We start from the raw sequence: 25,750 nt of genomic DNA, 5'->3' as shown, positions 1-25,750 counted from the left end.
TTAAAAATATTAAACTCCTAAACTCTCTTTTAAAAACGGTACTGCATCAACAATATGACGGTTAATTGCAAGCTCTTCTGGACTAAATCCTAATGCTAAACCAATTAACTGTGGTAAGTGTAAAATTGGCATTTCAATATCTTCACTGTACCCTTTTTGTGCATCTGGTTGATACATATCTAATTGCATTTGACATAATGGACATGGTGTAACGATACAATGAGCGCCTGCCATCTTAGGGGATATACAATTGATCGCCGTTAGTTTTAACACTTCTTTCTCTGCTGGAAAAACAGCATGGAATCCGCAACAAGCTAATCTTTGATCAAAATCAACACATTCAGCACCTAATGCTTCTGCAACGATTTCCATTGAACGTGGATTTCTATGATTTTCAAACCCCATGATTTGAGGTGGTCTTACAATATGACACCCATAAAAGTTAGCTACTTTTAAACCTTTTAGTGGCCTTTTTACTAGCTTCTTTAAATTTTCAATTCCATAGTCTTGAATAATTGCCCAAAGTAAATGAGTTACTTCGCTCGTACCTTTATACTCTAAACCAGATTGTTGTAAACCCGTGTTTACTTTTTCCTTTAATTCTTGGTCTTCATCTAAATCTTTTTTTGCTGTTCGAAGCATTAACGTACAGGTGTTACAAACAGTCATTAATGGAGCATTTAATTCTTCGGCTAACGCTAAGTTTCTAGCATTAACGCTCGTTGCTAAAAAGTCATCAACATCTTGAATGTGACTCGCACCGCAACAAGTCCACCCCTCAAGCTCAATGAGTTCGATACCTAAAGCACTTGCTACCTTTTTTGTAGAAATCATTAATTCTCCAGCAGCAGATTCTAATGTACAACCTGGAAAAAATCCGTATCTCATTATTTGCTCACCTCCTGGGCATATTGATAAATTTTTCTTATTCCCTCTATACCTTTTACTTTCTTTGGCATGTGTAGTGGATTAATTTTCCCTTTTAAAATCATTCGTGTAGCCATCGGAACTCGTTTTCCAATTGTCTTTGCCATTCCATCGGTCTTAATTGGTAACATCATTTCATTTAATCTACCAGTCTTGTGAACATCATCATAGAATGCATAAGCATGGCGAGCACCTTGGTTATCTTTAGCACCCATTTTCATCGAAACTTTTCGTAAGTAGGCAATTTGGTCTGTTAACGGAATACCTTTTGGACAGTTCGTTACACACTGCATACAGTGAATACATTTCCATAATTCATTTTCTAGTACTGGCTGAATACGTTGTAGTGGATCAGCATCTCTTGAATCAACAGCAAAACGGTAAGCTTTATTTAAAACGAACGGATCAAGATACCCACCATCATTTACATTTAGCTGTCCACACTCTGATGTACATACCCCACAAAGAATACAGGCAGTTGGTGAAGCAATTTTCGCAAATTCTGCTTCACTTTGCTTAAAGCCTTTCTCTACACTTCCGTCCTCAGAAGGGATTAACCATGGCTTAACAAGCTTAAGCTTCTCCACTTTTGGCTTCCAATCAATAACTAAATCTCTAATTACTTCATAATTTTGTAACGGTTCAAATGTTAAAACATTTGTTTCGAACGTTTCGATGATTTCATCTAGTGGCGTTTTACAGCCTAGATAAGATGTTCCGTTAATTCTTACTCCACAGCTCCCACAAATAGCGTGACGACAGGCAGAAGTAAAGTTTAATGTCGGATCCATTTCATCTTTAATTTTTGTTAATGCCCAAAGGACAGTTTTATTTTTTTCATAAGGGAATTGATATTCTTGAACCCACTTGGTTGTCCCGTCATAGCGATGAATTCTAAAAATAAATTTTTCCATTAGTATTTTCGCTCCTCTGGTTTATACTTTGTAATCTTAACAGGGATATATTCTAGTTCATACTGATCTCCCTTTTTATGAACAAGTGTGTGTGCTAAGAAGTTCGCATCATCACGCGTCGGGAAATCTTTTCTCGTGTGCGAGCCTCTACTCTCTTTTCGATTGAGCGCAGCCATTACGATGGCTTTTGCTAACGTTAAACAGTTGCCAATCTCAACATAGTTTACAAATGCCATATTATAACGAACTGCCGGGTCACCGATATACGTATCTTGATAATCAACGAGCAAGTGTTCAATATCCGCTAAAGCTTGTTTCATTTCGCTTTCTTCACGGAAGATTCCAACATTATCCCACATCGTTTGAGCCATTTTATTTCGAATCTCAACAATATTTGATCCGCTCTTTTTATTACGAATCATTTTAAATTTCTCTTTCCATGTTTCTGTTTCTTGTTCTAGTTTAACTTCTGAACCAAATGAGCGACGGTGAGCTGATTCTTTCGCACCAATCCCTACATATTTTCCAAATAACACAACATCTGCTACTGAATTTCCACCTAAACGATTGGCACCATGAAGCGATACACAAGCACATTCACCAGCAGCATGTACGCCATCAATCGTTGTGCTTAGAGTTTGTGGATCTACTACATGAATACCACCCATCATATAGTGACAGCTTGGTCGAATTGGTACAGGTGCTTCTAGCATATCGATTCCTTCAAACTCCATCGCCAGCTCACGTACCTGTGGTAGACGCTCCATAATTTTCTTTTTACCTAGGTGTCTTAAATCCATTAACACATAGGCATTCATTCCTTCACCGAAACCACGGCCTTCTTTGATCTCTGTTTCGATTGTTCTAGAAACTAAGTCACGTGGTCCTAATTCCATTTTTTCTGGTGCGTATCTAGCCATAAAGCGTTCGCCATCTTTATTTAATAGATATCCACCTTCACCGCGACAGGCTTCAGATAATAAGATTCCTGTAGAAGCTAATCCTGTTGGGTGGAACTGTACAAACTCAGGATCTTTTAATGGAATTCCCGCGTTAAAACAAGCCGCTGTACCATCACCTGTCATATTGATCGCATTTGTCGTTCTATTCCAGTAAACTCTTCCAAAACCACCAGTAGCAATGACGACTGTTTTTGCTTTCATCGGAACAATATCACCCGTTTTTAGGTCCATCACTACTAATCCAGTACAGTTTCCTTCTTCCACAGTTAAAGAAAGAATTAACCACTCATCAAAAAACTCTACTTCATTTTTTAAACACTGTTCATAAATCGAATGAAGAATGACATGCCCTGTTTTATCTGCCGAATAACAAGTTCTAGGGCTTGATGCACCACCGAATGGACGTTGTGCGATGTTACCATTTCCATCTCGTGAGAAAGGTACACCATAATAATCTAATTCAGAAATAATTTCTGGCATTTTTGAAGTGAAAAATTCAACTGCATCTTGGTCAGCTAAAAAGTCGCTCCCTTTTACTGTATCCATAAAATGCTTTTCAGGAGAGTCCGTTGAATCACGGTACCCCATCGCTGCATTAATTCCACCCTGAGCTGCACCGGTATGTGACCTTGTCGGAAATACTTTAGATATACATGCAACTTTTAAACTTTTATCTTCACTCGCAGAAAGTGCTGCCATCATTCCAGCTCCACCTGCTCCAACTACTACTACATCATAAGCTAGCATCGGTTCTCCTCCTAAACTCATCTTTATCTCTTGGTTTGTATTGTACGTCTCCTTTTGCTCATCGCCTATATCTTCTCTATTTTAAAAACTCTTTATCACTATATACAGATTGAACCGACTTTTTTAATGCTGCTTTTTCATCATTAGTTAATTCTAACTCAATAATTTTTTCTATACCGTCCCCACCTATAATTGTTGGAACACCTAAGTAAAGGTCCTGATAGCCATATTCACCCTGAAGGTACGCAATTGTAGGAATAATTCGCTTTTTATCCTTTATGATTGCTTCAACTATTTGTGTAATTGAAGCAGATGGTGCAAAGTAGGCACTTCCGTTCCCTAGCAAATTAACGATCTCTTCACCACCTTTACGTGTACGTTCAACAATATCATCTAGGCGATCTTTCGGTAATAGGTTCTCAATCGGTATCCCACCAGCATAGGAATATCTAACTAATGGCACCATATCATCCCCATGGCCACCTAGAACAAGTCCTATAACATCTTCAACCGATACATTCAATTCCTGAGCAACAAATGTACGAAACCGAGCAGTGTCCAATATTCCTGATTGACCAATAACACGGTTCTTTGGAAACCCTGATTCTTTGGAAACAATATAAGTCATAGCGTCTACTGGATTTGTTAACACTAAAATTAAGCAGTTAGGCGAATACTTTACAACTTCTTTCGTAACAGCTTTCATAATTTCAGAATTGATATTAACGAGATCATCTCTACTCATACCTGGTTTTCTAGCAATCCCTGCTGTAATCACAACTACGTCAGAACTAGTGGTGTCCTCATAGTTTGAAGTACCAACAATATTTGCATCAAATCCTAAAACTGGACTTGCTTCTAACATATCTAACGCCTTACCCTTCGTAGGACCATCCAATTGAGGAATATCTAGTAAAACTACATCCCCAAGTTCTTTTTGAGCTACCATGAGTGCAGTTGTTGCACCAGTAAATCCACTACCAATAACGGAAATTTTTCTTCGCTTAATTGACATATCTTTTGTTACCTCCATTTTTCTTCGAATCTTTTTTCTACCACTGCATGTTTCTTAGCTAATATCTATTAGTCCTGAAACAGATGCCCATATACTCTAATCTCTACCAAGATGACTTTCCTCTTTCTTAAACGTAGGTTTTAGATAAAAAAATAAAACTTAATTTTTAAAATAACTACAAGTTTTGTGAGAAATATGGTTATTTTATAAAGAAATTATGTATTCACGAAATATTTAAATTTTTATTGCTTAAAAAATAAATTATTGAAAAAACAACAAAGAAAGTTTGTATAATTTCAAACTCCTAAAAAAATTACGTATTTCAAAAATTTAACTAGTAAAAACAAAAACTCCTACAGAAACATGTCATGTAGAAGTTTTTATTATTCCAATATTGATTAGTTACCTGCATAATCAATTAATGAGATCATTCCACTTTCCGCATGATGAAGCTCATGACAATGAAAAAACCATTTTCCAGCATTATCTGCAATCAATACTATTTCATACGTTTCACCAGGCCTAACATTTAACGTATCTTTTAAGATTGGTGAACCTTGAACGGATACTCCATTTTTTGAAATCACATAAAAGAAGTGTCCATGACTATGCATCGGGTGATCAACACCACTAATATTCGTAATAGTCATCTTGATTACATCCCCTTCGTTAACTTCATATACCTCTAAATCAGGGGCTTTCTTACCATTAATAGTGAATGTCTCATCTCCATCATTTGAAGCTAAGACCATCTCAAATTCCTTTGTTACACTATTAATTCTTTCAATTTGTTGACTCTGTCCATATTTAGTCATATCAAAGGTAGACAATTTTTCATTGTTAATCTGAAGACGTTCATTTTCATAGCCTTCATAAACAAGAGGCAGGATACTATTTAATTTTTCTTTATTTGCTTCAGCAAATATTTCTATGCCCCATGCTCCAGCATTGTTTAAAATAATCTCAATATCATATCTTTCTCCAGGTGCAATTAAAAGTTTTTCATTTTTAATTACTGTTGGTTCGTTCACAGGCTGACCGTCATAATGTGTTACCTTAAATTCGTGATTTGGAATAACGATTGTCTGTGTATATAAGCCTGAATTAATAAATCTTAAGCGATTAGATTCCCCTTCCTTCACTACAAATCCACTAATATCTGCTCCTGCTTTTCCATTTATAACAACCGTATTGTATACATCATTCATCATCTCATTGTGAGGTAATTCAACGCCATTTCCGTTTCCATGAGCACCATGAGCACCACCAGTACTTCCATGCTCCCCACCATCTTTTTCACTCTCGTCATACATTTCTTCTACCATCGCTGACCATTCACTAATAAATACAACCTGATCAATCTTATGATTTTTATTTGTACTTTCTTCAACTACAATTGCCCCGTACATACCTCTAAACAATTGTTCTGCACTATTTTCATGTGAGTGATACCAATACGTCCCTGGTAAAGTTGCCTTGAAGGAATAAATAAACTCTTCTCCTGGTTGTATAACGTTTTGTGTAACTCCTGGAACTCCATCCATTTCATTTACAATGGGTAATCCGTGCAAGTGTAATGCCGTCGATACTGGTAATGAATTTAAAAAGCGGAGTTCCACTTCGTCACCTTCATTTACTCTAATTTCTTCACCTGGAAGCATTCCATTATACATCCAAGCTTTAGTCACTTTATCGGTTGTATATTGCCAATTCTCTTCTACTGCTTCAATCGTAAATATTTTTATATCATCTGATGCTGTTTCTATTGGTGTAACTGTTTCTTCTATGTCTGTCGTTTCCCCAATACTTTCTTCCTCATTTGAAGATTGGTTACTACATGCTGAAAATAGTACTCCTAAAAACAAAATTATTAACACGATTTTTAATTTTTTCACACTAATTCCTCCTTTTGATTCATTAAATATAAATTAACATTAAAATTCGAAGAAAGTTTGTTGAAAGTTCGACAAAAGTAACATAAATATATTGGTAACAGTAAATACAGTACTTTTAATATTTATTGTCGGTTACCATTACTGAATTTCCCCTAAGAAAATTGAGAAAATTAATCGGAATTTAGGCTTATTTCTTTACTTTAACTAAAGCTATATAAAGCTTTTACAAATCTTCTGAGATTTTGATATAATCCATAAAACGAAAAGCAACCTGGGAATCCCAAGTTGCTTTTCGTTTTTAATTTAAGGCGATTTTTAATGTTTCAATATTTTTTCTCATTAAACTAAAATAGTCTTCGCCATTGTCGATATCCTCTTTTGTTGCAGCTTCTAGATTATGTAACCATAAGATTTCTGCACCAACTTCCCTACGAATTGCTTCTCCATCTCTTATTCCTCCAATACGGCTTGCTAGGAACGCAAGTAAAAAAGACCAACTTAGTAAATTGGTCTTTTCTTGAAAAAAAAATTAGTTTTATTCTTCCTCTTGAAATAATGCGGTCGACAAATATCTTTCACCAGTATCAGGTAAAGTAACAACAATTGTCTTCCCTTTGCTTTCAGGTCGCTTTGCAACAACCGTTGCAGCATGAACCGCTGCTCCAGAAGAAATACCCACTAAAATTCCTTCTTCCTTTCCAAGGCTACGGGCTGCTTGAAATGCTTCTTTGTTTTTCACTTGAATGATTTCATCAAAGATTAAAACATTTAACACTTCAGGAACAAACCCCGCTCCGATACCTTGAATTTTATGTGGACCTGGAGTTCCACCTGATAAAACAGGAGAATCATATGGTTCAACAGCAACTGAACGAATAGAAGGTTTTCTTTCTTTTAACACTTCTGACACACCTGTGATCGTTCCACCAGTACCAATTCCACTAATAAATATATCTACCTGTCCATCAGTGTCATACCAAATTTCTTCTGCTGTTGTTTCGCGATGTATTTGTGGATTTGCAGGATTACTAAATTGTTGTAGCATAAAACCATTAGGTGTTTCTTCAAGTAGTTTTTCTGCTGTTTCAATCGCTCCCTTCATCCCTTTTGCTCCTTCTGTTAATACTAGCTCTGCCCCTAGTGCTTTTAGAAGATTTCGTCGTTCGATACTCATTGTTTCAGGCATAACAAGAATGCACCGATAACCTTTCGCAGCGCAAACGAAGGCTAAGGCAATCCCTGTATTACCACTTGTTGGTTCAATAATTACAGTTTCCTTTGTAATCAATCCTTGCACCTCGGCAGATTGAATCATAGCATCCCCAATTCTGTCTTTAACGCTTGATAACGGATTGAAATACTCTAGTTTTGCAAGAACTTCGGCACCAGTAGCATCACTTATGGTGTTAAGTCGTACCAATGGAGTTCTTCCAATTAACTCCGTAATATTTCTAGCAATTTTAGGTCGTTTTAATACATCAGTCATCAAACATCCTCCTTAATTTATACCCAGAATTTTGTAAGTGAAATAATTCTCATTTTTTAGCATACCTGTAATTTATGTGAAAAGTATGGTGGTGATATAAAGAAAATATGTTGATTGCTTAACTCTTAGAAATTTCTCCCGCTCAAATGAAAAAACAGATCCTTTTGTATAGAATCTGTTTTTCAACAACAATATTATGAATATCTTTTAGCACCAATAAAACGTGGATTCCAATATGGGTTGTCCATTCTTGAAATAATAACCCCTTGTGATGAACTATTATGAATAAACTCGCCACCCCCTAGGTATATACCTGCATGTGAAGGACCAGTTTTATATGTTTCAAAGAAAACAATGTCTCCTTTTTTAGGTTGACTTACGGCGATACCTAACTTCCAATACTCGCTGTGAGTACGTGGTAATGATACCCCATTTTTATTAAATACATAGGTAATAAAACCACTACTATCAAATCCACTAGGAGTTGTTCCTCCCCAAACATAAGGTGAACCTAGTAAACTTTTCGCATCATTTATTAAGTTATTTATATTAAACGATGAACCTTTTTCACTATTATTAGAAGTTGATGTATTATTTGATGCAGCAGCTTTTAAAACACGAAACGTTTGTGCGCCTACGATTCCATCGACTTGTATATTTTTTTGTTGTTGAAAGTTTCTTACCGCTTGCTCTGTAATCGGCCCAAAAATCCCATCTATTGAATAATTGTAGTAACCATGAGCCTGTAGCATTTTTTGTAACTCAGACACGTGCTTCCCTCTGTCACCTTGTCTTAGTATAACGGATGAATCTGCTGAAGCAACTGCTGACTTTATCATTGTTACGGGAGCATCTATCCTTTTTTCCTTTAGTGCGGAAACTGTTTGTGGCCCAACAATCCCATCAACGATCAGACTATTATTCCGTTGAAAATCCCTAACTGCCTGAGCTGTGATTGGACCATAAATTCCATCAATACTATAGTTATAGTAGGATTTAATATTTAACTTCTCCTGTAATTCAATCACATCTGAATGAACCATTCCTTTTCGAAGTATTTGGTCTCCTAATGCAGCTTCACTATACGATGCATTTGTCATTAATGCACCCGTAATGACCGAAGTCAAAATAAACCCTTTTATTGCTCTTACTTTCTTCAAAACAACTCACTCCTTAAATGCTGTTATTTAAATAAATTTTTTACATGATGAATCTATCAACAACATTTGAAGAGATTATGTAGGTATTATTAAAATTACATTACAAAAGTCGAAGATTGTCAAAGTAGTAGCTTATACGACGCTTACGATGTCGATGAAGTTTTTCTTTCAGTGGTGATAAGTGTTGAATTTATTAATTGAGTCAAATCATAATTGCCAAAACCATTCATCATGTAATAATCCCCCTCAACTTGAGGGGGATTCCTACGTTTCATAGATGATTTGTCCTGTTTTTGACAGATCATAACCGCCTAATGCGTCTAGATCACTTTTAAAACTATTTGAATTTAATATTGATTGAATTTGTGGAATTAGTGCTTTATTTTCAGGAGTCTTTAAAATCACTAAGTCGTATCTTTCATTAATTAGAGGAATAAACTCTACACCATGAACAAGGTTGCTCGTTTTTTCTATTCCGACACCAACATCTGCGACCCCTTTTGCGACCGCACTCGCTACACTTAAATGGTTTGTTTCCTCATATCCATAACCATTAACTTCATGAATTGAAATTTGATGTTTTTTTAGGCTTTCATCTATTAAAACCCGTGCGCCAGACCCTTTTTCCCGATTGATTATTTTTATATTTGGGGATTTCAAATCAAGCCAGTTTTTTATTTTTTTAGGGTTTCCTTTTTGAACAAAAAAGCCAGCCTTTCTTGATAAAAGGTTAATAACTACATATTCAAAGTTAACTAAAATTTTATTTATGTACGGTAAATTATATTCTCTACTTTCAGCCTCAATCAGATGTGTACTCACGATATCAGAGTAGCCTTGATACATGGAGATTAATCCTTCGAGACTTCCTACATAAGAACGAAGTGGTCGAATGCCATTTAAAGAGTTTTCAATATGATTCGCTAAAATATCTAAACTAAAATCTTGACCACTAATCACGATTTGCCTAGTATTATTAAATCCTTGTCGTTGCCCCTTACCGTTACTAACTGGGCTTTCTGGAAATTCGTTTTCTTTAATAGAAATAGTAGAGGCACCTTTTTTAGAACGATTAATATAAGCTTCTAAATCTTCAGGATCAATTCTCATCTGTCTTCCAACACGATAAGTCGGCAATAATCCTTTTTTAACCAAATCATAAATCGTTAGTTTCGAAACTTTTAATATTTGGGCAACCTCTTCAGTAGTATATGACTTTTTCTCCAACTAAAAAACCTCCTTTTAGTCGTGAACGATTAATAGATATATTTAAGGTAATATATTATGACACCTTCCATTGCCTAGCATTAACTAGATATATATAATTATAACTAGATATATATAATTATAACTAGATATAACTAATTATAAATGAAGGGAATCTATTAATGAAAAATATAAATTTTTATTTTATTATATCATTTACCATCCTACTTGTTTTATTTAGTAGTGGTTGTAATGAAAAACAATTATCAGAAGAAATAAATGATGAAGTCCGTGAGTTAACAGTTGCTGCAGCTTCAGACTTAACATTAGCCTTCACGGAAGTAGGGAAATTATTTGAGGAAGAAACAAATTCGAAAATTACCTTTTCGTTTGGATCAACAGGTCAATTAGCCGATCAAATTGAACACGGTGCACCATTTGACATATTTGCGGCAGCAAACATTGATTTTGTGGACAACCTACGCGAAAAAAACTTAATTATTCCTGACACTCAAACAACATATGCATTCGGCAGAATTGGTGTTACAACTGTACCAGATAGTACGACGATCGAAATCGAAACATTAGAAGATTTGTTAAAGCCAGAGGTTGTAAAGATTGCAATTGCTAATCCTGAACATGCTCCTTATGGGCTAGCTGCCAAACAAGCACTAGAAACTGCAGGTCTCTGGGATCAAGTAGAACATAAACTTGTTTTTGGTAGAAATATATCCGAAACGCTTACTTTTATTGAAACAAAAAATGCTGAAGCAGGGATTATCGCTTTATCGCTCTATAAAGAAGGTGAAGTCAATTTTCATCTAATTGATGATGCTCTTCATGCTCCTCTTGAACAATCCATCGCCGTTATTAATCGCACAAATGAAGTAGATTTAGCAATAGAATTTATTAATTTTATTAAAGGACCAATTGGTAAACCTATTATGGAAGACTATGGTTTTATTGTTCCAGGCGACAAATAAGCAACAGTATGCATTTTGAGAGTTACTTTTTCGTAACTCTCTTTTTTCACAAAAGACAAAGAGGCGCTGTTATACACAACGCACCTTTTCCTCTTTACAGATCTTGGTCGTTTGGTAATCTGGGTAATTATCTATTTCGTATTTCTCCTGTAGAATTCCTAACAACTAATTCTGGTAAAAAAAGTACCTTCTGATTTTGAAAATCTTTATCTAGTAACATGTCAAAAACCTTCTTACCCATTTCTTGAATCGGTTGTGAAATAGTCGTCATACGTGGAGTAATAATTCTAGAAAGTATAGTATCATCAAAACCAACAACAGTTAAAGCTGAACTTCAATCAGTGGGGGTTTTCCTTCATCCCCCACTGATTGTTAGTTCAACTTATACCACGGGCATAAGAATAACTAATCATCAGCATTTGCTGATGAAAGTTATTCTATATCGGACCTTTAGGGGCAGTTTATCCCCCACCTAAACTTCTCGATTTTCTTAAGTTTTGAGGTGGGGGTCTTACTTGCCCCTTAAGAGTGGGATAAATCCGCTGGAATATGAAGTCCCATTTCACTTGCTGCTTCTATAACTCCAATTGCCAATAAAACATTACAAGCAAAGATAGCCGTTGGAGGATCTTTTAAGTTGAGCAATTTTAATGCTTCTTTTTTTCCATTTGAAATAGTTGCTTCTGTTGAGTTACTAGTTTCAATATGCGATTCAAAAGAAAAGAACACCGAATTGGTGTTCTTAAAACTTAGCTTTTCATTTCTCACTCGGTGGGTCTCAGACACCTTGAAAACGTATCGCTTGACCACCACCGTTAGCTAGCCTTATGTTTAGTACGGTATTGCTATCTACTAGTAACTGATGAATATGAAGGGAATATGGATTTGTGATCCAATCCGCATTAGCACCATCAGCATAAATTTCAGCCATATACTTTTTAGATGGGGTAAGAAAGGTGAGAGGTACCTCAAGTATACGCCCTATTTCATTCGTGATGCTGCCTAAATACCAATCCTCACTATTTCTATCCTTACGAGCAACCGTAATATATTCACCTATTTCTCCATTTAATACTTTCGTATCTTGCCAATCTACAGGTACATCTAAAAGAAATTTGAATGCTGGAAGGTTTTTCTCATAATTTTCAGGGAGATCCGCTAACATCTGCAACGGGCTATAGAGTACAACATATAAAGCTAGTTCTTTTGCTAAAGTATGTTTCACTCTATTATATGGTCTATATTCGTCAAAAAATAAATCAAAAATTCCAGGTGTGTAGTCAAAAGGACCCGCAAGCATTCTCGTAAATGGAAGGATCGTCGTGTGGTCTGGTGGATTCCCTCCATCAGGACTCCCGGCATTATATTCCTGCCCTCGTGCCCCCTCACGTGTCATCATATTTGGATAAGTACGTCTTTCTCCGGTATCCTTAATTGGTTCATGGACATTCAACATGATTTGATATTTGGCTGCAGTCTCTATTACTTTTTTGTAATGATTTACCATATATTGTCCATGATGCCACTCCATCCCTATTAAGTTTCCTTGATTATCTCGGCGTTCAATCGCGGGATCCTGACCTACATAACCTGTTTTTACAGAATCAATTCCTAATTCTTTATAAAGCGCAAAAGCATCTTCCATTTGCTGTTCATAATTTTGAATAACTGAAGAAGTTTCGTGATGCCCCATAATTTTTACGCCTTTTTTCGCTGCATATGATGCTACTTCTTCTAAATCAAAGTCCTCATGTGGGGTTGTAAAATCAAATTGTTCTCCATGCTTTAGCCAATCACCATCCCAACCTATATTCCACCCCTCAATGAGCACCATTGGAATGCCATATTTAGCTGCAAAATCGATATATCTCTTTGCATTTTCAGTGGTTGCACCATGTTTAGGACCCGAGCTCCAAGTATATTTCCCAAGATGCATACCCCACCATATCCCAATATATTTACCTGGTTTTACCCACGAAACATTTCCTAACTTATTAGGTTTGTTAAGATTTAAATTCAAATAACATGTCAGTAAATCACCTGGTTTTTCTGCAATCTGGATCGTACGCCAAGGGGTTGTTAAAGGAGAAGATCCTCTTACTTTTACACTGTCTGACCAAGGAACAAGATCAGCTTTTAGGGTATGATTCTGATAAGGCATTAATGTCATAGAGGCATAATCATTTAGATCAGCCTCGTGAATACTGAGATATAATCCGTCTGCTGTTTTCATGGTGAACGGTGTGTGAACAGCACGGAAAGACTTGGAGATAGAGCTAATGGGAGTATTTCTATATAGGTATTCATAACGTTCTGGTTGGTATGCTGGAATCCACCATGCCTGATGATCATCAGTAAGTGCAAATTCAGTTTCCTCGTTTATTAGTTTAAAATTAATAAGTTCCTCTTGCTTAGGCAGTTCATAGCGAAAACCAAGCCCACAATTATACACCCGAAAAGCTATGGTCATTCTAAGGCGAGTTTCAGTGGTCTTTTCAAGAGCGACTCGAAGTTCGTTATATTGATTACGAATTTCCTTCACTTCCCCCCAAGGCTGTGTCCAACTTTGATCAAAACTGCCATACGTAACATTTACGCTGCGAAAGTTATGATCGAGCGGTTCAGTATCTTTAAAAGTAAGCCCAAGTGCGGAAGGATTAATAATATCTTTATCGAAATATCGTACATGATAATAAGGAATACCTTGCTGTAGCATAAAAGTAACTTGAACTTTTCCATCTGGTGAAGATATACAATAGGTACCATCGATAGATTGATCATATATAGTTTCTTCACATGAAGATTCTGTCTTTGAAACAGGAAAACTCGTTGTTGTACGATATGGGTGACTTTCATGTTTTACAAAACGAATAGGTATTTGAAGTAGTTGACCTGGAACTAAAATAGGATATAATAACCTGTTCAAAGTCATAATATCAAAAACCGAGGCATTATATTTCCATGCGATTGAATAAATCGTTTCTCCTGGCTGAACTTGATACATGATCATACCATCATTATTCATCCTATTCCAAATACCTCCTTTAAACCTTCACGCTTTTTCTTTTTCAACATTAATATATATTCTTATAAAACGATAATATACACTACGGTAACTATTTGTAACCCTAACTTGATGACATCGGTTTATGTTCCTTTGAATCAGAAACTTCATCTATAGTCGGAATTGCAGAAATTGCTCCTAACTTCGTGCAAACTAGCGCTCCTATATCGAGCATGCTTTTCAGATAAATGAGGAAGACCGAACGAATTAAGATCCTTTTTAAGTGAAGTTGTATAATAAGAATACTTTAAATACTAAATCGAAAAAACCTAGCGAGAATTAACTCACTAGGTTTTTTCGGTAATACCAGTCATATTTACCAATTACTCGAACACATTATTTTTTATTTTTATATAAATACATCGTAATAGGTGCAAATATCGCCATAATGATTACGGATGCTATAATTACCCATCCAATTTGTTCAAATGTGGCCGTACCGTGCATCAAACCTCGTGATGCTGTTACAAGCAGTGAGATTGGGTTCACATCAACGAAAGCCTGTAACCAGGAAGGTAGTGTCCGTGGATCGACAAAAACGTTGCTGATGAAAGTTAATGGGAACATGACTAACATACTTACACCCATGAGGGATTTCTCTGATCGTAAAATTAACCCAAGTGTCGTCCAAATCCAAGACAAGCTAAATGAAAATAAGATGAGAAGCGCCACTGTAGCAACTACACCAAGTGCTCCTCCTTCTGGCCGAAAGCCCATGATAAGACCGAGGGAAATCATAACCGCAGATGCTAACGTATAGCGGACAGAATCCACAAGGAGCATCCCGACTAAAATAGAAGGACGCCAAATAGGCAAGGAACGGAAACGATCGAAAATCCCTTTTGAAATATCATTGTTTAATTCCACCCCCGTGTACATCGTAATCTGTACAACGGTCATTACTAGAATACCCGGAAGAAGAAACTGCAAATATTCACTTGTTGAGCCAGCTATAGCACCGCCGAATAAGTAGGTGAACATTAACAGGAACATGATTGGAAATGCAGTAACATCTAAAAGCTGTTCAGGGACGTATTTTATTTTAAGAAGAGCACGCCAGCCTATTGTCATAGAAGATCTTAAACCATTAGGTCTTTGCGGACGTGTACGTACGGATAATACTTTTTGGATTTTATCCGTCATCGATTGGTCTACTGTCGTTTGATTGGATGTTTTCACTGTACTGCCTCCTTGACTTTTTTATTTTTATCCGTTTTATTCTCCTTATCAACTTCTTCTAAAGGAGGTTGTCCTGTCAATGTAAGAAATACTTCATCAAGGCTAGGTTGACCAAGTGAAAAATCAGTAACCGTAATATTAGAACGAATCAATTCTCCTAATGCGTCTGTTGCCTTCTCCGTGTCCGAAACTTGTGCTGAAAGTGCAGTCGGATCAGAGGCAAAAAGAATAGGCACATTTAGCTTTTGAGCAAGTATTTTTTCTGCCTTTTGTCTTTCTTTTGGGTCTAGTAAACGAACATGTAGCGTACTTGAACCGACAGATGATTTAAGCTCCCCACTCGTTCCTTCCGCAATAATTTTACCTTGATCAATGACAGCAATCCTGTCAGCAAGTTGATCTGCTTCTTCTAAATATTGCGTAGTCAATAATACAGTAGTTCCTGAGTTAACTAATGCTCGAACGATATCCCACACTTGATTTCGGCTGCGTGGATCCAGCCCTGTCGTTGGCTCATCAAGGAATAACAATTCCGGTGTAACGACAATACTTGCCGCGATATCTAATCTGCGCCGCATACCACCAGAATATTTCTTCACTTGGCGATTTGCAGCCTCCTCCAACCCGAAGGCATTCAACAATTCCATCGCTCTCTCCTTTGCTTGCTTTCTTGAAAAACCTAAGAGCCGACCAATTAAGATAAGGTTTTCTAACCCAGTTAAAACCTCATCTACTGAAGCATATTGTCCCGTCAAGCTTACCCGACTGCGAATTTCATCTGCTTCTTTTACAAGATCATAACCAAGTATACTTGCACTGCCGCCATCTGGCGGAAGTAGTGTAGCAAGCATTCTGACTGTAGTTGTTTTACCAGCACCGTTCGGCCCTAAGAAACCATATACAGTCCCTTTAGGTATCGTTAAGTTTACACCATCTACGGCACGATTTTCACCAAATTCTTTGACAAGATTCTTTACTTCAATTGCTAATTCTTGTGACTTATTAAATGTTTTGTTCAAGCTTTTCACTCCTTCTTAAATTCCATTCCTTTTTAATCCTGCTTGTTTTTCTGTTCAATCACAACCTAATATATTTATTCATATAGAGCATAACCTAGTCATCAACATTTTCTAATTCCTTTTCTGGAGTAGTACCTTCTTTAAGCCAGACTACATCTTGCCAATATAACTACAAAATGGCTCGCAGTGGGTAGATGTCCCTAGGCACCTCCGGATACAGGTTCTAATTTTTCGCGAAGCGCTGCATCCTGGATCACGACAACTTCCACGGCTCGAAGCCAAATGAACTTGGAGACAATCTTCCTGTTTCCAAAATAAAGTGAAAATCTCCATCCGAAATCTTTTTGTTGATATCAAATGCCTTGCAAGCATGACCGAACTGGTAAGTTTTTATAATTTCTTGTTTTTTACTCTCCATTCCCATCATGTGAATGAACCTTCCTTTTCTGTATTTTGTAAACAGATTTTTCAGACAATCACCGGATTTATAATTCCTCTGTTTGATAACAGATCCGCTGTTAGGATAACCAATTTTTGGATTGATGTCCATTAAAATCCCTTCTCATTAACTAGCTTATTTACTAAACTCCCTGTTATTGAATAACTTATAGATCGATTTTACTTACGAATAATTCCTTCTCTTATTCAAGAATATGGTCCGTTTGCTGAATAACATTTATGTCATTTAAATACATATCATTACCAAAAACCATATTTTTTGTAACAATCTCTTATCATGCTACTAGTCTCTGATTTTATTAAGTTTCTTCATTACCAAAAGTGATTACCAAAAATATTACCAAATACCTTTATAACAATTAAACCTGAAGTAAAACAAGAAAAGCGCAAGCGCCTTGGTCACGAGCAGCTGCTCCTGTGCCACTCCGTTTGCTCGTCGCAAAGCCGCTTCGAAGTAATCCAAGTAGTAGCTTCACTGGGGCGGCCTTTGACAGAAGTCGCTCTTTGGCTTCCGAAAGGGCCTGAAGTGACCGAGCTCGTAGGCGCTGAAGCTAGACAGTTTCCAAGTTAGAAATTTATAAATTCTTATTATGTAAAATAAACATACTTTCTGGAGGGTGGCATATGATTATTGGTTACACTCGTGTACACTGTCGAACAAATTTTAGATCGACAAATTAGTATGCTTTCAGAATACGGCTGTGAAAAAATTATAAAGGAAAAGTTCACCGGTACCATTAAAGATCGTAGTGGTTTATATCAGTTGTTTGAGGTGGTAAGAAAGGCGATACGGTTGTTGTTGAAAGTATCTCTCATCTTGGACGTAAAAGATTAGATATCCTAACTATTATTCAACACTTTGGAGAGATGGGGATTCAGTTTGTATCCTGAAAAGAAAATAGAGCCAGAAAACTTCTTTAAAATATAAAAACAACCGAGTAGCCTAACACGGCTACTCGGTTGATGTTCGTATGTATGGTGGAGACGGTGGGAATCGAACCCACGTCCAGAAATATTGGCACTTAAGCTTCTACGAGTGTAGTCACTATATTCGAGTTTCGCAATCAAATCTGCCTAGTGACAGGCGTTCTTGATGCTAGTCTGGTTCATCTCTTCCTTCGTCCTCAGACGGTGGACAGCCGGCGTATCCCACTAAGTTGAGCCCCGACCCCTACCACATGGGCGATGGAGGGAGGAGCAGCTACTTTATATTAAGCAGCTAAAGCGTAATTATCTTTGCCAGTTATAGGCGTTGGCGTTTTAACGAGGCCGACCCCCTCGACTCGCAACTTAAGCTCAAACTATCCCTGTCGAATCCAAAACGTCCCCTTTTGATTCAGAGATAATTCTCTGAGTAAGACAGTTGTTGGACAACTGTTTATAAGAAAGTTTGTGCAAAGTATGCTTAACTAACTTTATTTAATTGTTGGTGTTTCTCTCTTACAAAAACAATTATAGCACAAAGATCATTCGACATAAATGGTAATTATTGTTTTTGCCTTTCGCGAAATGCTTTTTCGATTTGGCGCTTAGCATCTTTTTCTTTAAGAGATTCACGCTTATCATAGTTTTTCTTACCTTTACCTAAGCCAATTAATACTTTCGCAAAACCATTTTTTAAGTAAATTTTTAACGGGACAAGTGTGTATCCTTGTTCTTTTGTCGTACCGATCAGTTTACTAATTTCTTTTTTCTTCATTAAAAGTTTGCGTGTTCGCAAAGGATCGTGATTGTAACGATTTCCTTGTTCGTATGGACTAATATGAGCATTCCATAAAAATACTTCACCATTTTTAATACGAGCAAAAGAATCTTTAATATTAGCTTTCCCAGCTCGAATTGACTTTATTTCCGTACCTGTAAGCACTATGCCCGTTTCGTACGTTTCTTCAATAAAGTAATCGTGGTTAGCTTTTTTATTTTGTGCAACAACTTTGCCCTCAAGCTTAGCCATACTAGAACCTCCTCTACAACACCTTTGACTAGGAAAACACAAGCTTTAAGCTTTGTTGTCCTAGAATGAAATAATACCATTTTTCTTTTGACATATCAAGGGATCGATGGGGTTAATAAGGGATCAAATTAAAAAAGAGTAGAACATTGACTACTATGTAATACAATTTGGATTTAAAATATCATTAAAATAAACCCACCTCAAGTCCATCCATTCTATTATGTTTCTCACAGGAGTTAACCTTACTAAACAAAGCCCTTTGTGGAATTGGAATTCCACAAGGGGCTTTGTTTTTTACCTACTGCGTTTCTTACCTTTGTTACGTTTGTTTTTTGGAGCATTTTCATAAAACTTTTTCTTCTTTTTGTTTTTACCGCGTTTTGATTTGTCTTCGGCAGACTTATTTGTATCTGGTTTTTTTGTTTCAGATCTATTACCTTTGCCACGCTCTTTACGTTTGCCAGCACCTACGATAACTTTTGGTTTTGACTTTGGTGCACGTTCTTTTCTTGCTTTCATACCGACAACTTCGAAATCAATAGATGCTTCTTCAGTATTGACCCCAATAACTTTAATTTCGATTTCATCACCGATACGGAACACGTTTCCAGTACGTTCACCAATCATAGCATATTGTTTTTCATCATAATGATAATAATCATCTGTTAAGTAGCTAACATGAACAAGCCCTTCGATCGTATTTGGTAATTCAACAAAGATACCAAAGTTAGTAACACCTGAGATCATTCCCTCAAATTGTTCACCAATTTTATCTTCCATAAATTGAACTTTCTTTAATGTGTCTGTGTCACGTTCTGCTTCCACCGCACGTCTTTCCATTTCAGAAGAATGACTCGCAATTACTGGCAGCTTTTCAGCCCAGTGGCTTGTTGTAAATTCATCTGTTCTTCCTTCGATTAAATATTTACGAATTAAACGATGAACGATTAAGTCAGGATAACGACGAATTGGCGATGTGAAATGTGTATAAAATTCCGTCGAAAGACCGAAGTGACCTAAGCTCTCTGGATCATATTTTGCCTGCTTCATTGAACGTAGCATGACAGTATTAATGACCGTTTCTTCTGGCTCACCTCGTACTTCTTCGAGTAACATTTGCAACGCTCTTGGATGGAGTGTGTTTGCAGTTCCACGAACAACATAGCCAAAATTCGTAATAAACTCTAAAAACCTCGTTAGCTTCTCAGCATCAGGGTCTTCATGGATTCGGTACATGAACGGTACTTTCATCCAATGAAAATGCTCAGCAATCGTTTCATTGGCCGCTAACATAAATTCCTCAATTAAGCGTTCTGCAATTGAACGCTCACGAATAACAACGTCTGTTGGTTTTCCTTCTTCGTCGACAAGCACTTTTGATTCTTTAAAGTCAAAATCAATTGCGCCTCTTTCCATACGCTTTTTACGTAAAATATCAGCTAATTCACCCATTTGTTTAAAAAATGGAATTAGTGGCTCATAACGTTTTGTTACTTCGTCGTCCTCATCTTGTAAAATTTTTCGTACATCCGTATACGTCATTCGCTCTGTTGTCCTGATTACACTTTGAAAAATTTCATGTGCGACCACTTGTCCATCAGGTGCAATCTCCATTTCGCATGATAGGGTTAAACGATCCACCTTTGGATTTAAACTACAAATACCGTTTGATAAACGATGTGGGATCATCGGAATTACTCGGTCTACTAAATAACAACTAGTAGCTCTCTCAAATGCTTCTTTATCAATTGGTGAATCTTCTTTTACATAATAACTAACATCGGCTATATGAACACCAAGCTTATAATTACCGTTATCAAGACGTTCTACGTTAACAGCGTCATCTAAATCTTTTGCGTCTGCACCGTCAATCGTAACAATCGTTTGTTCCCGAAGATCACGGCGACCTTTAATTTCTTCAGGGTCAATTTCATCAGGCACGGCATTCGCTTGTTCTATAACTTCTTCTGGAAACTCTTGCGGTAACCCATGTTTGTGAATGATTGAAAGAATATCAACACCAGGGTCATTTTTGTGACCTAATATCGTGACAACTTCCCCTTCTGCACTCATTCTTCCTTCTGGGTACTTTACGATTTTCACAACCACTTTATGACCGTCAACGGCTCCACCGTTAGCTTCCCTAGAGATAAAAATATCGTTAGGGATCCGCTTGTCATCAGCAATGACAAAACCAAAGTGCTTGTTTTCAGAATATGTACCTACTACTTGAGTAAGCCCTCGTTCTAAAATACGAATAACTTGCCCTTCCGGACGAGCCCCTGTAGATTTTGGATGAAGTCGTACTAAAACGACATCACCATTCATCGCGCTATTCATATCTGCACTTGTCACATAAATATCTTTTTCTGTCATATTATCTTCCGGGATAACAAAAGCAAAGCCTTTTGCATTTGCTTGTACTTTACCACGAACGAGATTCATTTTCTCTGGTAAACCGTATCGGTTACTTCGCGTTCTTACAATCATACCTTTTTGTTCCATTTCGTTTAATGCTTTAACGAAATTTTTAAATTCACTAGAATCTTCAATCCCGAACGCTTCTTCTAGCTCTGTGACAGATAGTGGCTTGTAAGCCTCTTCTCGCATAAATGCTAGCAACTGTTCTGTTCTTTTTTTATAATCCATGTTTCTAACCTCCTTTTTGGGGGTCTGACCCCCATCGCTTTAAAGCTTTAAACCAGTGGGGGTCAGACCCCCCAATCTAATTTTTCTAAGAAATTATACACATCTTCGTGTAGTTGTTCCTTTTCTTTCCCTAACGTAATAACGTGGGTAGATTCTTCATACCATTTTAATTCTTTTAACTCAGCTTCGACCTCTTCAAATATAATAGTAGCACTTTCAGTATTAATCATTTCATCATGTCGGGCTTGTACGACAAATGTTGGGGTATAAATCATATCTACATTGTCACGAACCTCTTGCAACAAACCTTGTAAGGATTTAAGAGTAGTCATCGGAGTCTTTTGAAACTGTTCCATTTCAACTCTAATTTCTTCATTGCTTTTTTGTTCACGTCTTTTGTACTCCTCAGCATAAGCAAGTACACCTCTATACATGACTTCTTCACTCTTAATATGCATCGGCGCACACATTGGGATAATTCCCTTTATAGGTAAAGTGTAACCCAATTTAAGGGAAAATACCCCTCCTAGAGATAGACCTGCTACAGCAATTTCCTCATGACCTCTATCTTTTAGGTAATGATAGCCGTCAACAACATCATTCCACCAATCCTCTGGCCCAGTGTGAACAAGTTCTTCTGGCGGTACACCATGACCTTTATATTGAGGGGCGTGACACGTATAGCCCTTTTTTTGAAGATGTCTCCCTAACATTCGAACGTCAGCGGAACTCCCAGTAAACCCATGAAGTAATAAGACGGCACGATCCCCTCCTGTGAAAGTGAATGGTTTTGGCGCAATTGCTTTCATTTCATGTAACCTCCATCATACCTTTGCTTTAGTAGAAACTTCGATTATTTCAGACTTACCGTCCGCGTGTATGTTCTACTGTTCAAGAAAATTATTAATGATTGATAATAACTTTTCACGCTCTTCTCCTAGCCAAATATAGTGCTTTGAATTTTTAAAGTAATATAGCTGTTTATTAGTCGAACTTATTGTTTCATAAATATATTCAGCACTTTTTTTAGCTGGGACAAGTCCATCACATTCGCCTTGAACAATTAGTGTTGGAACTATTACTTTTTTTAAAATCGGTCTAGTATTATACACGATTTTGGCAAATTCTATAGTAGCTTTCAATGGTGTGTTTTTTACTTTTTTCCGATAAAGCCTATACAAGGCATCACTTCTTAACTCACCTCGCCATCCTTCAATAATCCAGCCTTTCATATCTTCGACTATTTGCTTCGGGTTTAAGTAATAGGCAGAGGCGCTTAAAAGTACTAGCTTATGAATCGGATATTTCGATGCTATATGTGTGGCAATCATACTGCCCATAGAAAATCCAAGTACATAGACTTTGTGGCAACGATTTAATAGCTCCTCAACCGCAACTTCTGCAGCATAGAGCCATTGCTTAAATGTCGCTTTTTTTAAGCCATCCCTGCTACCGTGACCCGGTAACGTTGGTGAGTAAACAAGCCAATTTCTTTTCTTTTTCAAAAAGTTAGTGAGGGGTTCTACTTCTTTAGCTTCTCCAGTAAATCCATGAATACATAAGCAACCGATCATTTTATCACCCACTATTTATAAGTGTAGCATACTTTGATCATTCACCTTTTTAATAGATACGTTACGGAGTCTACTATGTAAGAAGTTTAATGATGATTGTGTAGGTCAAAAAATAGTTTAAGAATATATTGGCAATTGTAACAATCTTACTCTAGTTCTACGTATGTGTCACCGTTTTTGTTTCATTAATATATAATATTACTGGGACAGACTTGTACATTCGTAATTATTGTGGTAAATTTAAAATAATGTGAACTTACGTTGGAGGTGTATGTCGTGCAAGCGTTTTTTACAGTGTTATTAGTAATTGTTTCTCTTTTACTTATCATTGTTGTTTTACTACAATCTGGTCGCAGTGCAGGTTTAGCAGGTGCTATTTCAGGTGGAGCTGAGCAATTAATTGGTAAGCAAAAAGCACGTGGAATTGATGCAGTTCTTCAAAAGTCTACCGTTATTTTGGCCGTTTTGTTTTTTATTTTCACAATTTTGGTTGCTTATTTTTCATAATAAACCTTTAAAGCTGTACCACGCATTGATAAGTGGTATGGCTTTTTTTGATACGGACCCAATTGCACTATGTAGATGCTTTTTCTACTGTATCGGAAAACTCCACATAAATCATGAAAAGTGTATAACACCGTAAGAAAAGCGCAAGCGCCGCAGCTCTAGACGTAATAAGCTGGACTGAGTCGAGTGAGATATAGGAGAGTCGAAAGTCGTTAGACTTTCGTTCTCGACTTATCGTAGACGAGACGAAGGAAGCTTTCTAGTCGATAGGGCGCTGAAGCTAGACAGTTTCCAAGTTAGAAATTTTGGTTCTACGTCAAATGTTGGGGTAGATAGATCTTAGGCTACCGCGCTACGCTTGGTGGCCTTATCATTTTTCGAGGGAATTCCCTCGAAAAATGATAAGGGTTTTATACTAAAGCCTACTATCCGACATGAGACCCTATTCTTTTATACTGATGTGACAATAATATTTTCGCTCGGAACCGATCAAAATTTCTAAAGCCAAAAGCATTTCTTTTTAAGACTTTTGTAGAATTATTTATCCCTTCNGGTTCTACGTCAAATGTTGGGGTAGATAGATCTTAGGCTACCGCGCTACGCTTGGTGGCCTTATCATTTTTCGAGGGAATTCCCTCGAAAAATGATAAGGGTTTTATACTAAAGCCTACTATCCGACATGAGACCCTATTCTTTTATACTGATGTGACAATAATATTTTCGCTCGGAACCGATCAAAATTTCTAAAGCCAAAAGCATTTCTTTTTAAGACTTTTGTAGAATTATTTATCCCTTCCAAAAATCCATTTGAATACTTGTATACAAAACTATTTAAGATTTCGATCTGCCAATTTTTAAACGTCTGTACAACCTTTGACAACTCCGAAATACCCTCTTTTTGAAACTTCTCGTATAATTGAAACAATTCATTTTTCACTTGATTAAGGTCTTCGGGACCTAACTTTTTTGCTCGATCAAACCATAAACGGTAAGCTTCTTTTAATTCATAGGCGCTTCTTAGCTCATCTGACATATCTAAATATCTGTGTAAGTGCCACCTTTCATCGTCTGTTAATANATCATTTGCTTTATGAAAGACATACCTCATTCGTTTACACTTCTTGCGATCATAGGCATGAAATGTTTTTTGGACACGTCTCCTTACTCCATCTAACGCCCAATACACATATCTACAAAAGTGAAAACGATCTGCCACGATAACAGGGCGACCAAGAGCTTCTTGAACCGCTGCTTTAAATGAATAACTCATATCCATAATGACGATCTTTACCTGTGAACCATGCTTTCTAAGGTACTCTTTAANTGTTTTTTTCGAACGGTTTGGTAGAATATCCAGTGGTTCACGAGTTTCACCATTAGCGATGATTAATTGGTATTTGCCTTCTTTTGTATCTCCCTTATATTCATCAATAGCTATGACCGCTGGTAGCTCTTCTATCTTTCGAATCTCATTCTTTGAAATCCGATCAAAACGTCGTACGATTGTCGTAGCTGAAGTACCGTAAATCTCACTTGTTTCTTTAAACGTTTTTCCTTTAATAGCCCGAATAGAAACAGCTTGATTCCATTCGATCGATGTTCTTTGATAACGCTCTACAATGGAGTTTTTTTCTACAAATCGCTTACCACAACGACAAACATATCTGCGCTTCCTATAATACAACTGTGTTAAACGCTCAAACATCTTTAAGTGTTGTACACGTTGAATTCGATAATCATGTACTCGTTTTGTGATAGACCTACATCTAGGACACCTTTGAGCTTTACGCTCCACCTCCACAAAAAATCGTATGACATGATCAACCTCTTCAACCTTCTTAATGAGCACATCTTTCAATCCTGGCAAATCTATGATAAAATTCACTCACACGCAACCCCAATCTTTTACTTGTTTCTCGTCAATTCAAGTATAAAAGAATTGGTAGGTTGCGTGTTCTTTTTTGCTTCATGGGCTACGCCCATGAAGCAAAAAAGAAGAATATCACCACTAACCTAATTGTTTGGATACCCCAACAATTATTATAGAGCC

At 36.9% G+C, this 25,750-nt stretch carries 19 protein-coding genes, 1 other RNA gene and 4 pseudogenes; 3 read left to right on the top strand and 21 right to left on the bottom strand.

All coding sequences use genetic code 11. From position 1 onward, the window contains the following. Positions 1-9: 9 nt before the first annotated feature. The 8 genes from BKP45_RS16300 to BKP45_RS16265 form a co-directional block, all read right to left on the bottom strand. Complete coding sequence (locus BKP45_RS16300) at positions 10-888, bottom strand: CoB--CoM heterodisulfide reductase iron-sulfur subunit B family protein (protein WP_071389660.1); 879 nt, start codon at positions 886-888, stop codon at positions 10-12. Next, positions 888-1,841: a succinate dehydrogenase/fumarate reductase iron-sulfur subunit gene (locus tag BKP45_RS16295; protein ID WP_071390740.1), complete on the bottom strand. Its 954-nt coding sequence runs from the start codon at positions 1,839-1,841 to the stop codon at positions 888-890. Before BKP45_RS16295 ends, BKP45_RS16300 begins: the two co-directional genes overlap by 1 nt. Further along, positions 1,841-3,550, bottom strand: coding sequence for an FAD-binding protein (locus BKP45_RS16290; protein WP_071389659.1), 1,710 nt, complete (start codon positions 3,548-3,550; stop codon positions 1,841-1,843). The genes BKP45_RS16295 and BKP45_RS16290 overlap by 1 nt, the downstream gene beginning before the upstream one ends. 76 nt (positions 3,551-3,626) lie before the next feature. Beyond that, complete coding sequence (gene mdh / locus BKP45_RS16285) at positions 3,627-4,565, bottom strand: malate dehydrogenase (protein WP_071389658.1); 939 nt, start codon at positions 4,563-4,565, stop codon at positions 3,627-3,629. Between the two features lie 398 nt (positions 4,566-4,963). Beyond that, the gene (locus tag BKP45_RS16280; protein ID WP_071389657.1) at positions 4,964-6,460 is read right to left on the bottom strand and encodes a multicopper oxidase family protein; all 1,497 of its coding nucleotides are present in this window, start codon (positions 6,458-6,460) and stop codon (positions 4,964-4,966) included. Positions 6,461-6,995: 535 nt separating this feature from the next. Further along, a complete protein-coding gene (gene cysK / locus BKP45_RS16275; RefSeq protein ID WP_071389656.1) occupies positions 6,996-7,946 on the bottom strand; it encodes a cysteine synthase A in 951 nt (316 codons plus the stop codon). Positions 7,947-8,140: 194 nt separating this feature from the next. Beyond that, positions 8,141-9,106: a C40 family peptidase gene (locus BKP45_RS16270; protein ID WP_245747431.1), complete on the bottom strand. Its 966-nt coding sequence runs from the start codon at positions 9,104-9,106 to the stop codon at positions 8,141-8,143. A 264-nt stretch (positions 9,107-9,370) separates the two neighbouring features. Next, complete coding sequence (locus BKP45_RS16265; RefSeq protein WP_071389655.1) at positions 9,371-10,333, bottom strand: substrate-binding domain-containing protein; 963 nt, start codon at positions 10,331-10,333, stop codon at positions 9,371-9,373. Positions 10,334-10,494: 161 nt separating this feature from the next. Between BKP45_RS16265 and modA the strand changes: the two genes are divergently transcribed. Then, entirely contained in the window at positions 10,495-11,295 is an 801-nt protein-coding gene (gene modA / locus BKP45_RS16260; RefSeq protein WP_071389654.1) for a molybdate ABC transporter substrate-binding protein, read from the top strand. A 127-nt stretch (positions 11,296-11,422) separates the two neighbouring features. Here modA and BKP45_RS23595 read toward each other — a convergent pair. The 6 genes and pseudogenes from BKP45_RS23595 to BKP45_RS16235 form a co-directional block, all read right to left on the bottom strand. Then, positions 11,423-11,608, bottom strand: a pseudogene (locus tag BKP45_RS23595) (substrate-binding domain-containing protein); the annotation flags it as partial. A gap of 209 nt (positions 11,609-11,817) precedes the next feature. Continuing rightward, entirely contained in the window at positions 11,818-12,063 is a 246-nt protein-coding gene (locus tag BKP45_RS16255) for a substrate-binding domain-containing protein (protein ID WP_071389653.1), read from the bottom strand. 10 nt (positions 12,064-12,073) lie between these two features. Further along, on the bottom strand, positions 12,074-14,320 hold the full coding sequence (locus BKP45_RS16250; RefSeq protein WP_084787828.1) for a glycoside hydrolase family 97 catalytic domain-containing protein: 2,247 nt from the start codon (positions 14,318-14,320) through the stop codon (positions 12,074-12,076). Positions 14,321-14,695: 375 nt separating this feature from the next. Further along, a complete protein-coding gene (locus BKP45_RS16245) occupies positions 14,696-15,502 on the bottom strand; it encodes an ABC transporter permease (protein WP_071390129.1) in 807 nt (268 codons plus the stop codon). Positions 15,503-15,534: 32 nt separating this feature from the next. Beyond that, positions 15,535-16,557, bottom strand: a complete 1,023-nt coding sequence (locus BKP45_RS16240; RefSeq protein WP_071389652.1) for an ATP-binding cassette domain-containing protein — start codon at positions 16,555-16,557, stop codon at positions 15,535-15,537. Between the two features lie 203 nt (positions 16,558-16,760). Next, positions 16,761-16,975: pseudogene (locus tag BKP45_RS16235) on the bottom strand (nitroreductase family protein); the annotation flags it as partial. Positions 16,976-17,640: 665 nt separating this feature from the next. Between BKP45_RS16235 and BKP45_RS16230 the strand changes: the two are divergent. Next, positions 17,641-17,904, top strand: a pseudogene (locus tag BKP45_RS16230) (recombinase family protein); the annotation flags it as partial. Between the two features lie 88 nt (positions 17,905-17,992). Here the strand turns inward: BKP45_RS16230 and ssrA are convergent. The 5 genes from ssrA to BKP45_RS16205 all read right to left on the bottom strand — a co-directional run bounded on the left by ssrA (position 17,993) and on the right by BKP45_RS16205 (position 23,193). Beyond that, positions 17,993-18,345, bottom strand: a transfer-messenger RNA (tmRNA) gene (gene ssrA / locus BKP45_RS16225). Positions 18,346-18,502: 157 nt separating this feature from the next. Next, positions 18,503-18,970, bottom strand: coding sequence for an SsrA-binding protein SmpB (smpB, locus tag BKP45_RS16220; protein ID WP_071389651.1), 468 nt, complete (start codon positions 18,968-18,970; stop codon positions 18,503-18,505). A 294-nt stretch (positions 18,971-19,264) separates the two neighbouring features. Beyond that, complete coding sequence (gene rnr, locus BKP45_RS16215; protein ID WP_071389650.1) at positions 19,265-21,619, bottom strand: ribonuclease R; 2,355 nt, start codon at positions 21,617-21,619, stop codon at positions 19,265-19,267. A gap of 62 nt (positions 21,620-21,681) precedes the next feature. Next, positions 21,682-22,428 carry an alpha/beta hydrolase gene (locus BKP45_RS16210; protein WP_071389649.1) on the bottom strand — a complete coding sequence of 249 codons (747 nt, stop codon included), beginning with the start codon at positions 22,426-22,428 and terminating at the stop codon, positions 21,682-21,684. Between the two features lie 75 nt (positions 22,429-22,503). Continuing rightward, complete coding sequence (locus BKP45_RS16205) at positions 22,504-23,193, bottom strand: alpha/beta hydrolase (RefSeq protein ID WP_071389648.1); 690 nt, start codon at positions 23,191-23,193, stop codon at positions 22,504-22,506. 276 nt (positions 23,194-23,469) lie between these two features. Between BKP45_RS16205 and secG the strand changes: the two genes are divergently transcribed. Then, the gene (secG, locus tag BKP45_RS16200; protein ID WP_071389647.1) at positions 23,470-23,700 is read left to right on the top strand and encodes a preprotein translocase subunit SecG; all 231 of its coding nucleotides are present in this window, start codon (positions 23,470-23,472) and stop codon (positions 23,698-23,700) included. Between the two features lie 425 nt (positions 23,701-24,125). Here secG and BKP45_RS21780 read toward each other — a convergent pair. Together BKP45_RS21780 and BKP45_RS16195 are read right to left on the bottom strand one after the other, a co-directional pair. Further along, positions 24,126-24,251: pseudogene (locus BKP45_RS21780) on the bottom strand (transposase); the annotation flags it as partial. 119 nt (positions 24,252-24,370) lie between these two features. Continuing rightward, positions 24,371-25,585 carry an ISL3 family transposase gene (locus BKP45_RS16195; RefSeq protein WP_071389646.1) on the bottom strand — a complete coding sequence of 405 codons (1,215 nt, stop codon included), beginning with the start codon at positions 25,583-25,585 and terminating at the stop codon, positions 24,371-24,373. Positions 25,586-25,750: the final 165 nt, after the last annotated feature.

Source organism: Anaerobacillus alkalidiazotrophicus (assembly GCF_001866055.1).
Note: the sequence above shows the minus strand (reverse complement) of the source record. Positions and strands in the feature narration are given on the sequence as shown.